This is a genomic window from Falsiruegeria sp. JB4-1 (assembly GCF_055693495.1).
This window is the reverse complement of the sequence record NZ_JBVFTZ010000001.1, coordinates 3,055,152-3,069,656: the sequence shown is the minus strand read 5'-3', so window position 1 is coordinate 3,069,656 and position 14,505 is coordinate 3,055,152. Positions and strand designations below refer to the sequence as shown.

Genomic DNA, 14,505 nt, shown 5'->3' with positions numbered 1-14,505 from the left:
GATTTATAATCTCATACGTTTCGCCGCATCAAGAGGGAAGTGGACGCTGATGAGCGACAAGTTCAATTATGTTCTGTTAAACGCCCGGCTGGCGACAATGGATGAAAACTCAGACGGTTACGGTTTGGGTGAGGGCGCGGTGGCGGTCCGAGACGGTCGAATCGCGTGGTTTGGAAATGACTTGCCCGCCGACTTTGCCGATCTACCGCGCCGGGACGCCGGAGGGCGGCTTGTGACGCCATCCTTCATCGACTGCCACACGCATATCGTGTTCGGTGGCGACCGGGCGATGGAATTCGAAATGCGCCTGAATGGCGCCAGCTATGAAGAGGTCGCGCGGGCCGGGGGCGGCATCGTATCGACCGTCAAGGCGACCCGCACGGCGAGTGTCGACGACCTGGTCCGGCTGGCCCTGCCGCGCCTGGATGCGCTGATGGCCGAGGGCGTGAGCGTGGTAGAGGTCAAGTCCGGCTATGGTCTGGATCTCGATACTGAGCTGAACATGTTGCGCGCCGCGCGGCAGCTGCAAGAGCTGCGCCCGGTGCTGATCAAGACGACCTTTCTGGGCGCCCATGCCACGCCTGCCGAATATGCAGGACAGGACGACGCCTATATCGATGACGTTTGCATTCCCGCCCTCCGCGCGGCCCATGCCGAGGGGCTGGTCGATGCGGTCGATGGGTTCTGCGAAGGGATCGCGTTCCAACCTGCGCAAATCGAACGGGTGTTCAAGGTGGCGCAGGATTTGGGCCTGCCGGTCAAGCTGCACGCCGAACAGCTGAGCCATTTGGGCGGCACGAAACTGGCGGCGCGCTACGATGCGCTATCGGTAGATCACGTGGAATACGCAACTGAGGATGACGCGCGGGCAATGGCCTCCAGCGGGTCGGTTGCAGTGATTCTGCCAGGCGCATTCTACACGATCCGCGAGACGCAAGCTCCTCCCATTGATCACTTCCGCGCCCATGGCGTGCCGATGGCCTTGGCGACCGATTGCAACCCCGGTTCCTCGCCGCTGACCTCACTGCTGTTGACGATGAACATGGCCTGCACGCTCTTTCGCATGACCCCGCTTGAGGCGCTGACAGGTGTGACCCGCAACGCGGCCAAGGCGCTTGGCCTGACAGATCGCGGTCAGTTGCGCGAGGGGTACATAGCCGATCTGGCGATCTGGGATGTCCGAACGCCAGCGGAGCTGTCTTATCGCATTGGTTTCAACCCTCTCCACGAACGTCTTAACGGAGATTCCGCATGATTTCTCTCACCCCCGGGGCCGTCACTCTGGCCACGCTGCGCGAGATTTACCGTAACATGGCACCCGCCAAACTGGATGCTTCGGCACGTCCCGCTGTCGAGGTGGCAGCACAGATGGTGGCCGATGCTGCCGCTGGCGAGGCGGCGGTCTATGGTATCAACACGGGCTTTGGCAAACTGGCCAGCAAGAAGATCGCGCCCGAGGATACTGCCACCCTGCAACGCAACCTGATCCTGTCGCACTGCTGCGGTGTGGGCCAACCGCTGGCCGAGGATCGCACGCGTCTGATGATGGTGCTCAAGCTGCTGTCGCTGGGGCGCGGCGCGTCTGGCGTGCGGTGGGATGTGATCGCGTTGATTGAGGCGATGTTGGAGGCGGGCGTGACGCCTGTGATCCCCGAACAGGGTTCGGTCGGAGCATCCGGTGACCTTGCCCCACTGGCACATATGGCCGCTGCCATGATCGGCGCTGGTGAGGCGACTTATCAAGGCGAGCGAATGCCTGCGGCAAAGGCCTTGGCCAAAGCTGGCCTGATCCCGGTTGTGCTTGGCCCGAAAGAGGGGCTGGGCCTGATCAACGGCACGCAATTTTCCACCGCCAATGCGCTCGCGGGCCTGTTCGATGCCTGGCGCATGGTCGAAGCCTCTATGACGATTGCCTCATTGTCGACGGATGCGATTATGGGCTCCACCGCACCGTTGCTTGCTGACATCCACACGCTGCGCGGTCATGCCGGGCAGGTCGACGTGGCGCAAGGTATGCGGACGCTTATGGACGGATCGGAAATTCGTGAAAGCCACCGCGAGGACGATACCCGTGTGCAGGACCCATATTGCATTCGCTGCCAGCCACAGGTCGTTGGTGCCGCGCTGGACGTTCTACGGATGGCGGCTAAAACGCTGGAGATCGAGGCCAACGCTGTTACCGACAACCCGCTTGTTCTGGTGAATGAAGGGCGGATCGTCTCGGGTGGCAACTTCCACGCTGAATACGTGGGCTTTGCCGCAGATCAGATCGCGCTTGCCGTGGCCGAGATCGGCGCCATTGCACAACGCCGCGTGGCGTTGATGGTGGATCCCACGCTCAGTTACGATCTGCCGCCGTTCTTGACGCCTGATCCAGGTCTCAACTCAGGTTTCATGATTGCCGAGGTTACGACAGCGGCTTTGATGAGTGAAAATAAACACTTAGCTAATCCGTGTGTGACAGATTCCACACCCACCTCAGCCAACCAAGAGGACCACGTGTCCATGGCCGCACACGGTGCGCTGCGTCTGCGCCGAATGAACGACAACCTGTCGGTCATTCTGGGCGTCGAGCTGTTGTGTGCAGCTCAAGGCGTTGAGGCCCGCGCGCCGCTGGCGACGTCCACCGGGTTGCAGGCCGTGATTGCGCATCTGCGCAGCACTGTCCCGACCCTGGCTGAAGACCGCTATCTGGCCCCCGACATTGAGGCCGCCGCCGCCATGGTCCGCTCGGGCGAGTTGGCCCATGTTGCCGGATTGGAGGTGCCCGCATGATCGACGTGACCCGTGGCAACAGCCCACTCGTTTTGGGCTTGCCGCACACCGGGACAGATGTGCCGCCTGAGATCTGGGAGACTTTCAACGAGACCGGACAGGCGCTCGCCGACACGGATTGGCATATCCACGATCTCTACGCCGGGTTGGTGGATGACATCACCACCGTCCGCACGCCGGTGCATCGCTATGTGATCGACGTGAACCGCGACCCGAGCGGGGTAAGCCTTTATCCGGGGCAGAACACAACAACGCTGTGTCCAACAACAGATTTTGACGGTTTGCCGATTTATCGCGAAGGCATGGAACCGGATGAGAGCGAGATTGCGCGACGCCGCGATACCTTTCACACGCCGTATCACGCGGCGCTTGAGGCAGAGTTGCAGCGGGTAAAAAACACCCACGGATTTGCTGTGCTCTATGATTGCCATTCAATCCGCTCGCACATCCCGTTCCTTTTTGCCGACGTGCTGCCCGACTTTAACATTGGTACCAATCTAGGTGAAACTTGCTCATCAAAGATTGAAAGCGAAACCTATGAAATTTGCAAAAAAGCAGAGGGTTACACGCACATTCTGAACGGTCGCTTCAAGGGCGGTTGGACCACGCGCCATTACGGCAGGCCGTCCGAAAACCTGCACGCGATCCAGATGGAACTGGCGCAATCCACCTACATGACCGAGGCCGCACCTTGGGACTATCTGCCCGAAAAGGCCAATGTCCTGCGTGCCCATCTCACCGACATTCTGATCACGCTCAAACAATGGAGCCCCGCATGACGGATCCCCGCAAGAACACCCGCGACGTTTTTCCACCCACTGGCCCTGAGATCACCGCCAAATCCTGGATGACCGAAGCGCCGATGCGAATGCTGATGAACAACCTGCATCCGGATGTGGCCGAGAACCCGCATGAGCTGGTGGTCTATGGCGGTATTGGACGCGCGGCGCGGACATGGGAAGACTTCGACAAGATCGTTGCGAACTTGAAAGATCTTGAGGAAGACCAGACGCTTCTGGTGCAATCCGGCAAACCTGTGGGGGTGTTTCGTACCCATTCAGACGCGCCGCGCGTACTGATCGCCAACTCGAACCTGGTGCCGCATTGGGCCAATTGGGATCACTTCAACGAGCTCGATAAGAAGGGTCTGGCGATGTATGGCCAGATGACGGCCGGATCGTGGATTTACATCGGTACGCAGGGCATCGTTCAAGGCACCTATGAAACTTTTGCTGAGGCCGGGCGCCAGCACTTTGATGGTGACCTGACCGGTAAGTGGATTCTGACCGGTGGTCTTGGCGGCATGGGCGGCGCACAACCGTTGGCCGCAGTGTTCGCAGGTGCCTGCTGTTTGGCCGTGGAATGCAACCCGGATTCGATCGATTTTCGCATTCGAACCAAGTATTTGGATGAAAGAGCTGAGACGCTGGATGAGGCGCTTGAGATGATCGAGCGCTGGACGGCAGCAGGCGAAGCCAAGTCCGTTGGACTGCTGGGCAATGCGGCGGATGTCTTCCCCGAACTGGTGCGCCGGATGAAAGATGGGGGCGCGCGCCCTGACATCGTGACCGACCAGACCAGTGCACATGACCCGATCAACGGCTACCTGCCGCAGGGCTGGACCATGGGCGAATGGCGCGCCAAGCGCGAAAGCGATCCCAAGGCGGTCGAGGCGGCAGCGCGGGCGTCCATGAAGGTGCATGTCGAGGCCATGGTTGATTTCTGGAACGCCGGAGTGCCGACGCTGGATTATGGCAACAACATCCGTCAGGTGGCACTGGACGAGGGGTTCGAGAACGCGTTCGATTTTCCCGGATTTGTGCCCGCCTACATCCGCCCGCTGTTCTGCAAGGGCATCGGCCCGTTCCGCTGGTGCGCGCTGTCTGGTGACCCCGAGGATATCTACAAGACCGACGCCAAGATGAAGGAGCTCTTCCCCGAGAACGAGCATTTGCATCGCTGGCTGGACATGGCGCAAGAGCGGATCGCGTTCCAGTGGCTTGCCTGCACGCATCTGCTGGATCGGCCTGGGCGACCGTCACAAGGCGGGTCTGGCGTTCAATGAGATGGTGCGCAATGGTGAACTGAAAGCGCCGGTCGTCATCGGTCGCGATCACCTCGACAGCGGCTCGGTGGCCTCGCCCAACCGCGAGACCGAGGCGATGATGGATGGCTCGGACGCCGTGTCGGACTGGCCGTTGCTCAATGCGCTGCTGAACACGGCGAGCGGTGCGACTTGGGTGTCGCTGCACCATGGCGGAGGTGTGGGCATGGGGTTCAGTCAGCATTCGGGCATGGTGATCTGCTGTGACGGGAGTGAAGATGCGGACCGTCGGATCGCCAATGTGCTGTGGAACGATCCGGCTACGGGCGTGATGCGGCATGCAGATGCAGGCTATGACATCGCCAAGGATTGCGCGCGCGAGCATGATCTGAACCTGCCTGGCATTTTGTAAGCGCGGGATGGGGGGCATTGCCCCCAAAACTCCTGCCGTATTTCGGCCAAGTGAAGCAGTGGTGTCGGATTCTAATCTGTTCTGTGTCGGTTTGCCGCTTTACCTCTTTAAGGCAGGGCGGCAAGGTTTATCCGACGTGAACAAAAGGACACCTCCTATGCCTGCCTTGCTTGATACTGTCGACCCCAACGGGCTCGAAGAGTTTTCGGTGGTTTTCACCGACCGGTCCCTGAACCACATGTCCGCCGCCTTTCAGGGTGTGATGCGCGACATCTCGGACATGTTGAAAGACGTCTATGGTGCTGATGGCGTGGCTGTGATCCCCGGTGGTGGGACCTATGGGATGGAGGCGGTTGCGCGTCAGTTTGCACGCGGTGCCAATGTGCTTGTTGTGCGCAACGGGTGGTTTTCCTACCGTTGGAGTCAGATTTTTGAGACTGGCGATCTGACTGCCAGCACTCAGGTGATGAAAGCTCGCCAGACCGGAAATTCCAGCCCGTCGCCCTTTGCACCCGCCCCGATTGATGAGGTTGTGGCCGCGATCCGCGAGCAGAAACCGGATATCGTCTTTGCCCCACATGTGGAAACCGCCGCGGGTGTGATCCTGCCGGATGACTATGTAACCGCGATGGCGGCTGCCGCGCATGAGGTGGGAGCGCTGATGGTGCTGGACTGCATCGCCAGCGGCTGCGCCTGGATCGATATGAAGGCAACTGGCGTGGACGTCCTGATCTCGGCCCCGCAAAAAGGTTGGAGCGCGTCGCCTTGCGCCTAGCCTGGTGATGCTCTCGGAACGTGCCGAGCAGCGGCTGGAAGAGACAACTTCGGACAGCTTTGCGATTGATCTAAAGAAATGGCGTCAGATCATGCAGGCCTATGAAAACGGCGGCCATGCCTATCACGCGACCATGCCGACAGATGCGCTGCGCGCATTCCGGGACACGATGGTGGAAACGCGTGATTATGGCTTTGACAAGCTGCGCGAAGCTCAGTGGGCGCTTGGAAATGGTGTCCGTGCGATGCTGGCTGAAAAGGGAATCGTTTCGGTTGCCGCCGACGGCTTTGGTGCACCGGGGGTGGTGGTGAGCTATACCAGCGACCCCGAGGTTCAGAATGGCAAGAAATTTGCTGCCCTGGGCATGCAGATCGCAGCTGGTGTGCCGCTGCAATGTGACGAGCCTGCGGACTTCAGCACCTTCCGCCTTGGCCTCTTTGGTCTGGACAAACTCTATGACGTCGATGGCACCATCGGGCGGCTGAAAATCGCGCTTGATCAGGTTTTGTAACCCGACTTGGATGCGGGGCGGATGTTGCTTTCCGCCCCCAAACCATAGCGCAGGCAAAGCGCCAGCACGCCCAGGCTGATCACAATCCACAGTCCGCCCCACATCATCGTGGCGCCGCCAAACTCTTCTGCCAGCATACGGGCGTCGGACCTGAGATACGAGCGTTGGATCGTATCGCTGAAAATGTCAAAGGGCACGTAGATCATGCTCGCCAAGCCGACCACACGTAGAATCAGATCGCTGTAATCGCGCGGTAAAAAGCGTGCGATGGCGAGCATGGCAAAGCCCGTGATCAGGCCGAACCCCACGGCAAACAGCTCTCGACTGTAAAGCACGGTTGTCAGCAGTATGATCCCGCCGAGAAGGGCCAAAACAGCGCGATCCGCGTGGGTGCGGACAGCGGCCACAAATAGCAATGCGCCGATGACGAGTGAGCCCAGATAACCTGCGCTGAGGCTCAGGAAACGGTTGCCGCCGCGCGAGATGACCAGCCCGCCTTCGTTGGCGTTGACGGTCAGGCTTTCAACTGAACCACCCGTCGTCAGGATCGCGATGACATGCGAAAGCTCGTGCAGGTAGACGATCAGGATTTTGAGTGGTGCCACCATCGGAGTTTGCCAAAGGGCGAACAGCAGCGCGGTCAGGGCAATCAACTGCCAATGGCCGCGCAGAAGGGCCATCAGGCGGTTCACCGGACGCCCAGACCCATCTGCATCAGGGTTTTGCGCACAGGCGCCAGCGAATAAAGGGCATTCAGCCCAGCGGCGCGTACGTCGCGCAGCGCACGGGTTTCCACCATTGAGGCGCGGTTCAGAAGGTCGATGCCCTTGACGCGCAACGCAATCTCGTTGTGACGGGCTTTGTGATAAGCATTGAGCATCTGTGCATCGCCTAATCCCTCGGGGCGGGCCTGTGCCAGCTCCAACAGGGTCCCCAGATCACCCAGCGACATGTTCAGCCCCTGCGCGCCGATGGGGGGCACCACATGGGCGGCTTCGGCCATCAGCGCCACGCGTTCACCGTTCAACCGCTCGGCCGATTGGCTGATGATGGGCCAGATGGTGCGGCGTGAGGCGAGTTTGAGCGGACCAAAGAGGCCACAGGACCGTTCGGTCATGGCCGCCTCGAACGCCTCGGGCTCCATCGCCAGCAGCTCTTGCGCGGTTGCACCGCGTTCCATCCAGACGATTGCAGACGACGGCGAGCCCTGCCAGTCGGGCAGGGGGACCAGCGTGAACGGGCCGCCCGAGCGATGGATCTCGGTCGAGACGTTCTGGTGTGAGATCGGGTGGGTGACGGCAAAGGCCAGCGCCTTTTGACCATAGCGGATGGTTTTGACGCCAATCCCTGCAGCTTCGCGCATAGGGGAATTGCGTCCGTCGGCGGCCAGTACCAGTTTGCAGCGCACGCGGGAGCCGTCGGTCAGGGTCACTCGGGCCTCGCCCGTGCGGGTGAATAGGCCGGACGTGCCCGTGCCAGGACGAAAGTCGACATTGGGCAGCTCGGCCAAGCGGGCCACCATCTCGCGGCGCAACAGCCAGTTGGGCAGGTTCCAGCCAAATGGCATGTCCGAGATGTCGGCAGCGTTGAAATCCCGCACGATACGCGGTTCGGGCAGTTCCCCGCCCGCATCCACGATGCGCATGATTTGCAAAGGCGCGGCATGATCCGACAGGCGCGCCCACAGGCCGCAGGTGTCCAGCAGAGTTTGCGCCGGTTGCAGAAAGGCGGTCGTGCGCATGTCCGAGCCGTCAACGTCACGCTCGGTGATTGGCGGGGCAGGATCGACGCAGACAACGTTGAACCCCGCGTGGCCAAAGGTGGCCGCCGCGGTCAAACCTGCAATGCCGCCGCCGGAAATCAGGATGTCGCAAGTGTCAGTCATGATGCGCCTCTTGTTCTTGGACGCAACTTAGTGCCGATACCGGGGGAAGGCCAAGCGACATCCTGTCTTTTGTCAGCCCCGCGAGATGACGATTAGAACCAGAAACATCAAAGGCACCAGCGCCAAGGCGGGTAGGTAGAGACCGGGCAGACCAAAGAGCATGATCGAACAGCCCCAACCGCAGATGAATGCGATGGCGGCATAGAACAGGTTTTCGTCGTCGCCATAGGCCACTTCGCGCGCCATTCGGCCAAAGACCGGAACAGAAAACACCGCGCGCTGCCAGAATGGAAGGCGGGGGGCATGTCGATTGCGGCCATGGAAAACGCTCCTGAGTGATGAGGATATGATCGGCATATATGGAGTCAATCATGCATCTTTTAGGTGCGTTTTCGTCGCAGTTTCGGCGTTAGTGCAGAAGATCTAGAAATGCTTTCAGATCAACAGTTTGGTGATGAATATGGTCGCCGTCATGGCGACCGGGCGCAACCAGGATCGTACGCATGCCCATGGCATGTGGGGCAGCCAAATTTCGGGGATCATCCTCGAACATTGCCGCCCGCGTGGGCATTATGCCGTCCTGTTCGAATACTTGCTCAAACGCGGCCCGTTCCGGTTTAGGGCGAAACCCCGCGTGTTCGACCCCATAGATCGCATCAAACAGTCCGCTCAATCCCCGCGCTGCTAAAACACGCTCGGCATAAGGCGCCGAGCCGTTGGTATAGACGATGCGGCGGCCGGGCAGAGTGCCTATGCGCTCTGCCAGGCCTGGGTCGCGGTCATGTGGGTCATGTCCACATCGTGGACGGCCACCAGATAGGGATCGGGGTCGATGTCATGTTCGCGCATCAGGCCAGCCAGCGTGGTGCCATGCTCGCGCCAGTATTTTGATCGCAGCCGATCCGCTTCGGGTCTGCTGACGCCAAGTTCCGTCATGACGTATTCCGTCATCTTTACTTCGATTTGATCGAACAACCCCATCTGCGGTGGGTATAGGGTGTTGTCCAGATCGAACACCCATTGGGAAACTTCTGTAAACGCGTCTTTGACCATGACCCGCTATCTAGGGCAGGTAAGATCAGCAATCAACGCCCAGACTTGATTGCTGAGGGGGCAGAGGGATAGACAGGTCCGACACAAGGGAGGCCAAGAGGTCATATGAGCCAAAGCAGGCATTCGCAGAAAGACGCCTATCACCTGATCCTCGAGGCGATTGACGTCGGGGTTTACAAACCCGGTGACAGGCTGGTGGAAAGCGACCTGGCCGAGCGCTTTGGCGTGTCGCGTACCCCGATCCGCGAGGCGTTGCAGCGGCTTGAGACGCAATCGCTGCTCGAACGTGATGGACGATCGCTGATCGTGGCCTCGCTCGATCACAACCAGATGTCCGAGCTTTATCAGGTGCGGCGCGAGCTGGAAGGCCTGGCGGCCCGTCTGGCGGCGCGTCATGCGACCGAAGAAGAGATCAAGGTGCTGCGTGATATGGTTGAGGCAGATGATGCGCTTGTGGGGGACCCGCAGGCGCTCAGCCGGGCCAACCGCCGGTTTCACGTTCAGATACACTTGGCCTCGCACAACCGCTATCTGGTGCAGCAACTGGATTTGGTGCATCGCACTATGGCTCTGATGGCGACGACGTCACTGGCCGTCGAAGGGCGGGGAGAGATTGCGCAGAGCGAGCACAAGGGCATTGTCGAGGCCATCGCGGCGCGCGATGAGGATGCGGCCGAAGCCGCGCTCAAGGATCATATTTCGGTGGCTTTCATGACGCGGCTCAAGCGAGATGCGGATATTCGCGAGCGCAGCTAGGGCTGGTTTGGCGCCTGTTCTTCGTCGGCATGGCCATGTTGGGTTTTGTCCCAAAAGAAAGGCGCCACGGCCAGTTCGTAGAGCGCTTTGTAAGCGGCGACAACGCCCAAGGGGAAATACAGGATCATTGTCGGGACCCAAGGCATCAGGAACCGCCGCTCGCGGCGTGAGACCGATGTCAGCCCAACGGCCAGCGCCAAAAGTTCTGTCGCAACGAAAAGGCCAACGCTAAGGTGAACGATCCAAAACGGCAGAACCGATTGGACCGGATGGTAGAACCCCAACAGGATCAGCCAGAAGGACCAAAGGACGGGAGCCAGCAGGAACTGCCCAAAGGTGCCCAGGAAAAAGGCCTGTACCCCCAGGAACCGCCGCGTCCCCAGATCGCGCCACAATTGCCGGGGCGAGCGCATGTGCACCAGATAGGTGACCATGAACCCTTTGAGCCAGCGCGAACGCTGTTTGACCCATGGCCAGGCGCGGAAATTAGCCTCTTCATATGTGACAGTGTCAATCAGCTCGGTTCGGTAACCAGCGCGGCACAGGCGCACGCCCAGGTCGGCGTCTTCGGTAACGTTATGCGCGTCCCAGCCGCCTAGCTTCTCAAGCGCCTCGCGTTTGAAAAATAGGGTTGTGCCGCCCAAGGGTACAACCAGTCCCATGCGCGCGATCCCGGGCAGGATGATGCGGAACCAGCTTGAGTATTCGATGGTGAAACATCGCGCGCGCCAGCTGCTGCGGGGGTTATAGTAATCCAAGATCCCTTGCAGGCAGACAACATCGTCTGCTGTCTGCGCAAAGCGGCTAACCACGTGCTCAATCTGGTCTGCCATTGGTGCATCTTCAGCATCCCAGACCCCGATGATGTCGCCACGACAGAAATCCAACGCATAGTTCATTGCCCGAGGTTTCGTGGTTAGTCCTGCATGCGCGGGCACTTCGATGACGCGAATCCAGGCAGGCAGGTCGGTCTGGGCGACGGTCTGGCGGGTAACGTCATCTTCTTCTTCGAGAACAAGGACCACATCCAGAAGAGATTTGGGATAGGTCAATCGACTAAGCCTGCGGACTAGGGCCGAGGCAATCTCGCGTTCCTTATAAAGCGGCACAAGGACGGACACTTTCGGATATCTGAAACCCGCGGTTTCTGGTGTTGGCTTGGGCCGAGGAGCGGTCAGATGGGAGTGATCCAAAAGATGGGTGACAAATGCCATCGCTTTTAGTGTGGCAAACATTGCCAGCGTCACGATCGCTGTCAGAAACAACGCCGTAAGGGCCCAGGTTGGAGCAGCGAGTGCCAGAGAGATCGTGCTGAGTGTGGCAAGGATCGCAGGAAGTCGTTTAGTGATCCGCCAGTTTCGACAGCTGTAGAATGGTTTGACCCGTGTTTCAGCCGCGACGGCCAAGCTGCGAGAGAACTGCTTGGCGAGAGCCGCATCGATCTGCTCTTCGCTCGCCAGCGCAGGTAGAACCATAACGCCCGTCCCAACAAAAGCATCCCTGATGGCGTCGAACTGATCTGGACGCGAGGTGGCGATCATTACCATCGGTCCCAGCTGCATCCAGGGAATGGCATTATGTTGCAACCAGAACTGACTGGTCTGCAAATCGCACAGTTCAGAATCCGGAGGGCTGATTGCCAAATCGGCGACCTGTATGCCGTTCTGAAGGGCCAGCGCCGACAAAATGTCCTGCTGTTCAGCCCAACCTTCGGCCACCAGAATTTCACCAATAGGTGCGTCGAGCAGGAGTTGCATCTGCAGGGCGTGAACCAGTTGCTCCTGTGTGATCACTCCACTTCGCACAAGGTAACGGCCCAGCGGCAGATTGGGCTGCAGCTCGTGGGCCGCCGGTGTGGCGGCGGAAAGTCGTATCAGTTGCTCGCTCATGCAGCCCGCCCGATGTCCAGCATCGGGTCAGGTTTGCAATCATAAGGTTAACGGATCGTTAAGAAAATCAACTCAAGCGTTGGTTTTTTGCTCATCCATCGCAGCCGAAAAGCGCTCGAACAGGTAAAAGCTATCTTGCGGGCCGGGCGAGGCTTCGGGGTGGTATTGTACCGAATACACCGGACGATCGGTCATGCGGATACCGCAATTGGAGCCATCAAACAGAGATTTGTGGGTTTCCACCACGCCTTCGGGCAAGGTTTGCGCATCAACCGCAAAACCGTGGTTCATCGAAGTGATCTCCACCTTACCGGTATCCAGATCCTTGACCGGATGGTTGGCACCGTGGTGGCCGTGGTTCATCTTGACGGTCTGACCGCCAAGCGCCAATGCCAGCATTTGGTGACCAAGGCAGATACCGAATACCGGCAGTTCTGTGGTGTCCAAGATTTCCTTGATCATAGGTACGGCGTATTCGCCGGTTGCGGCCGGGTCGCCGGGGCCATTCGACAGGAACACGCCATCAGGGTTGTGGGCCAGAACTTCGGCAGCAGTCGCGGTTGCGGGCAAGACAGTCACGTCGCAGCCTGCGCTTGCCAAGCAGCGCAGGATGTTGCGCTTTGCGCCGTAGTCCAGCGCGACTACCTTGTGACGGGGAGCGTCTTGCTTGGGGAAGCCATCTGGCCAAGCCCACCGCATCTCGTCCCAGCGATAGCTTTGGGCACAGGTGACATCCTTGGCCAAGTCCATGCCTTCCAGACCAGCAAAACCACGCGCAGCGGCAACCAAAGCTTCGATGTCAAAGTTGCCTTCGGGATCGTGCGCCAATGCCACATGCGGCGCGCCTTGTTGACGGATCGCGCGGGTCAGACGGCGAGTGTCGATGCCGCCGATGGCGATCCGACCCCGGCGCTCCAGCCAGGCCTTGAGCTCTTCGGTCGCACGCCAGTTCGAGGCCAGCGTTGGGTCCCATTTCACCACCATACCGGCGGCGACAGGATCAGCGGTCTCGTCATCCTCGGGGGTGACGCCAACGTTACCTACGTGGGGAAAGGTAAAGGTCACGATCTGCCCGGCGTAGGACGGATCTGTCATGATTTCCTGATAGCCAGTCATCGCGGTGTTGAAGCAGAGCTCAGCAGTTGTCTGTCCCTGTGCTCCGAACCCGATCCCATAGAAAATGGTTCCATCAGCCAAAGCCAGACATGCGGTGGGCTTGGACGGGGTGGACGGTGCCATGGCGCGACTCTCCTGCAGGGTAAACCGGCGCATACCTAAGAGGGTTGGGCCGTCAGGTCAAGGGTCAGGCGTTGGTGATCAATTTTTAGGCTATCGTTGTTTTTCAATGACTTACGCGGATACCCTTCTGGTTGTCTCGTGGTTTTTCTTTCGGTATGGTCGGGGTCTTGTGTTTCCATGGGGATGGATCAAAAAATGGACCTGAGATCTCGCGTCAACGCAGCGTTGAAACAGGCGATGAAGGACAAGGCGGCCCAACGGTTGTCGACTCTGCGCCTAATTAATGCTGCGATCAAGGACAAGGACATTGCTGCACGCACAGCGGGCGGCGAAGAAGCGAGCTGTATCAGCGATGCCGAAGTTCTTGCCATTCTTGGGAAAATGACCAAGCAGCGCCAAGAAAGCGCGCGTGCCTATGAAGAGGGTGGACGACTGGACCTTGCTGAACGAGAGCAGCAGGAGGTCGAGATTATCTCAGAATTTCTACCCAAGGCACTTGATGATGATGAAGTCAGCAAGGCCATCTTGGATGCGATCACAACTACGGGCGCAGATTCGATCCGCGACATGGGTAAAGTGATGGGCGAACTCAAAGGCCGTTACACCGGTCAGATGGATTTTGGAAAAGTCGGCCCGATGGTCAAGGACCAACTGTGCGCGGCCTCTGGCGGTCAGTGCTGAGGCCTAGTGTCGTAGCTTGACCGACAATTCATCATAAAGTGCGATGCGTTCGTCTTCGGACAGGAATGCGCCTATTTCGACTTGGCGCCCCGATCCTTTCAGCGTGACATAGTTCGGTACTGGCCCCCCTTCGGGGTGTATCTCAATACGAGCCCAATAACGATCGCAGGCCCATTCTTGAGGGGCGCCATTGGGGTTGTGTCTGATCAGATGCGCCTGGGTGTCCGACAAAGTCAGAACTTCAAGGGTGCGGCGTTGGCGATAATTCATTTCGATCGCAAGCCACATGCCCCCAACTGCCAGCAGAACAAAGGGCAACAATCCCCATAGCAACACTGTTCCGAGTACTGCAACCAACGGGATTGTCGCGAAACCAAATACCATCAATACCCAGGCCGCAGCGCCTCGCTGCGGCAGAGAGTTGTGTGGCCACAGGCGTAGCGTCTGCGAGTGATCTGTCTTTTCTGTCCAGTCATAGGGCATGG

Annotated in this window: 11 protein-coding genes and 3 pseudogenes; 7 read left to right on the top strand and 7 right to left on the bottom strand. The window is 59.3% G+C overall.

Translation table 11 applies throughout. The features are described 5' to 3' along the window. The first annotated feature begins 49 nt into the window (after window positions 1-49). From hutI to ACZ1HE_RS15700, 5 genes and pseudogenes are all read left to right on the top strand, one after another. Entirely contained in the window at window positions 50-1,255 is a 1,206-nt protein-coding gene (gene hutI, locus ACZ1HE_RS15720) for an imidazolonepropionase (RefSeq protein ID WP_472622266.1), read from the top strand. After that, window positions 1,252-2,775 carry a histidine ammonia-lyase gene (gene hutH / locus ACZ1HE_RS15715; protein WP_472622264.1) on the top strand — a complete coding sequence of 508 codons (1,524 nt, stop codon included), beginning with the start codon at window positions 1,252-1,254 and terminating at the stop codon, window positions 2,773-2,775. The genes hutI and hutH overlap by 4 nt, the downstream gene beginning before the upstream one ends. Beyond that, complete coding sequence (gene hutG / locus ACZ1HE_RS15710; protein ID WP_472622262.1) at window positions 2,772-3,554, top strand: N-formylglutamate deformylase; 783 nt, start codon at window positions 2,772-2,774, stop codon at window positions 3,552-3,554. Before hutH ends, hutG begins: the two co-directional genes overlap by 4 nt. Further along, window positions 3,551-5,231: pseudogene (gene hutU / locus ACZ1HE_RS15705) on the top strand (urocanate hydratase). The gene hutG and the pseudogene hutU overlap by 4 nt, the downstream one beginning before the upstream one ends. Before the next feature lie 157 nt (window positions 5,232-5,388). Beyond that, a pseudogene (locus tag ACZ1HE_RS15700) lies at window positions 5,389-6,517 on the top strand (aminotransferase class V-fold PLP-dependent enzyme). On the opposite strand, the gene ACZ1HE_RS15695 reads toward ACZ1HE_RS15700, so the two are convergent. The 4 genes and pseudogenes from ACZ1HE_RS15695 to ACZ1HE_RS15680 form a co-directional block, all read right to left on the bottom strand. Next, window positions 6,505-7,197 (bottom strand): M50 family metallopeptidase, encoded by a 693-nt coding sequence (locus ACZ1HE_RS15695; protein WP_472622260.1) that lies wholly within the window; start codon window positions 7,195-7,197, stop codon window positions 6,505-6,507. The pseudogene ACZ1HE_RS15700 and the gene ACZ1HE_RS15695 overlap by 13 nt on opposite strands. Before the next feature lie 8 nt (window positions 7,198-7,205). Then, window positions 7,206-8,402 (bottom strand): UbiH/UbiF family hydroxylase, encoded by a 1,197-nt coding sequence (locus ACZ1HE_RS15690; protein ID WP_472622258.1) that lies wholly within the window; start codon window positions 8,400-8,402, stop codon window positions 7,206-7,208. 72 nt (window positions 8,403-8,474) lie between these two features. Continuing rightward, window positions 8,475-8,675: a hypothetical protein gene (locus tag ACZ1HE_RS15685; protein ID WP_472622256.1), complete on the bottom strand. Its 201-nt coding sequence runs from the start codon at window positions 8,673-8,675 to the stop codon at window positions 8,475-8,477. A 136-nt stretch (window positions 8,676-8,811) separates the two neighbouring features. Further along, window positions 8,812-9,455, bottom strand: a pseudogene (locus ACZ1HE_RS15680) (pyrimidine 5'-nucleotidase). 105 nt (window positions 9,456-9,560) lie between these two features. On the opposite strand from ACZ1HE_RS15680, the gene ACZ1HE_RS15675 reads away from it, so the two are divergent. Then, entirely contained in the window at window positions 9,561-10,211 is a 651-nt protein-coding gene (locus tag ACZ1HE_RS15675; protein ID WP_472622254.1) for a GntR family transcriptional regulator, read from the top strand. Here the strand turns inward: ACZ1HE_RS15675 and ACZ1HE_RS15670 are convergent. Further along, a complete protein-coding gene (locus ACZ1HE_RS15670; protein WP_472622252.1) occupies window positions 10,208-12,100 on the bottom strand; it encodes a glycosyltransferase in 1,893 nt (630 codons plus the stop codon). The genes ACZ1HE_RS15675 and ACZ1HE_RS15670 overlap by 4 nt on opposite strands. A gap of 72 nt (window positions 12,101-12,172) precedes the next feature. Continuing rightward, window positions 12,173-13,339 (bottom strand): glutamine-hydrolyzing carbamoyl-phosphate synthase small subunit, encoded by a 1,167-nt coding sequence (gene carA, locus ACZ1HE_RS15665; RefSeq protein ID WP_472622250.1) that lies wholly within the window; start codon window positions 13,337-13,339, stop codon window positions 12,173-12,175. 195 nt (window positions 13,340-13,534) lie between these two features. On the opposite strand from carA, the gene ACZ1HE_RS15660 reads away from it, so the two are divergent. Next, window positions 13,535-14,020 carry a GatB/YqeY domain-containing protein gene (locus tag ACZ1HE_RS15660; RefSeq protein ID WP_472622248.1) on the top strand — a complete coding sequence of 162 codons (486 nt, stop codon included), beginning with the start codon at window positions 13,535-13,537 and terminating at the stop codon, window positions 14,018-14,020. 3 nt (window positions 14,021-14,023) lie between these two features. Here the strand turns inward: ACZ1HE_RS15660 and ACZ1HE_RS15655 are convergent, their stop codons facing one another. Beyond that, entirely contained in the window at window positions 14,024-14,503 is a 480-nt protein-coding gene (locus tag ACZ1HE_RS15655; RefSeq protein ID WP_472622246.1) for a DUF2244 domain-containing protein, read from the bottom strand. Between the last annotated feature and the right edge of the window lie 2 nt (window positions 14,504-14,505).

Coding starts and splice junctions, on each gene's coding strand:
- carA (WP_472622250.1), bottom strand. CDS start 13,339: ATGGCACCGTCCACCCCGTCCAAGCCCACCGCATGTCTGGCTTTGGCT.
- ACZ1HE_RS15675 (WP_472622254.1), top strand. CDS start 9,561: ATGAGCCAAAGCAGGCATTCGCAGAAAGACGCCTATCACCTGATCCTC.
- ACZ1HE_RS15695 (WP_472622260.1), bottom strand. CDS start 7,197: ATGGCCCTTCTGCGCGGCCATTGGCAGTTGATTGCCCTGACCGCGCTG.
- hutH (WP_472622264.1), top strand. CDS start 1,252: ATGATTTCTCTCACCCCCGGGGCCGTCACTCTGGCCACGCTGCGCGAG.
- ACZ1HE_RS15690 (WP_472622258.1), bottom strand. CDS start 8,402: ATGACTGACACTTGCGACATCCTGATTTCCGGCGGCGGCATTGCAGGT.
- ACZ1HE_RS15655 (WP_472622246.1), bottom strand. CDS start 14,503: ATGCCCTATGACTGGACAGAAAAGACAGATCACTCGCAGACGCTACGC.
- hutI (WP_472622266.1), top strand. CDS start 50: ATGAGCGACAAGTTCAATTATGTTCTGTTAAACGCCCGGCTGGCGACA.
- ACZ1HE_RS15660 (WP_472622248.1), top strand. CDS start 13,535: ATGGACCTGAGATCTCGCGTCAACGCAGCGTTGAAACAGGCGATGAAG.
- hutG (WP_472622262.1), top strand. CDS start 2,772: ATGATCGACGTGACCCGTGGCAACAGCCCACTCGTTTTGGGCTTGCCG.
- ACZ1HE_RS15670 (WP_472622252.1), bottom strand. CDS start 12,100: ATGAGCGAGCAACTGATACGACTTTCCGCCGCCACACCGGCGGCCCAC.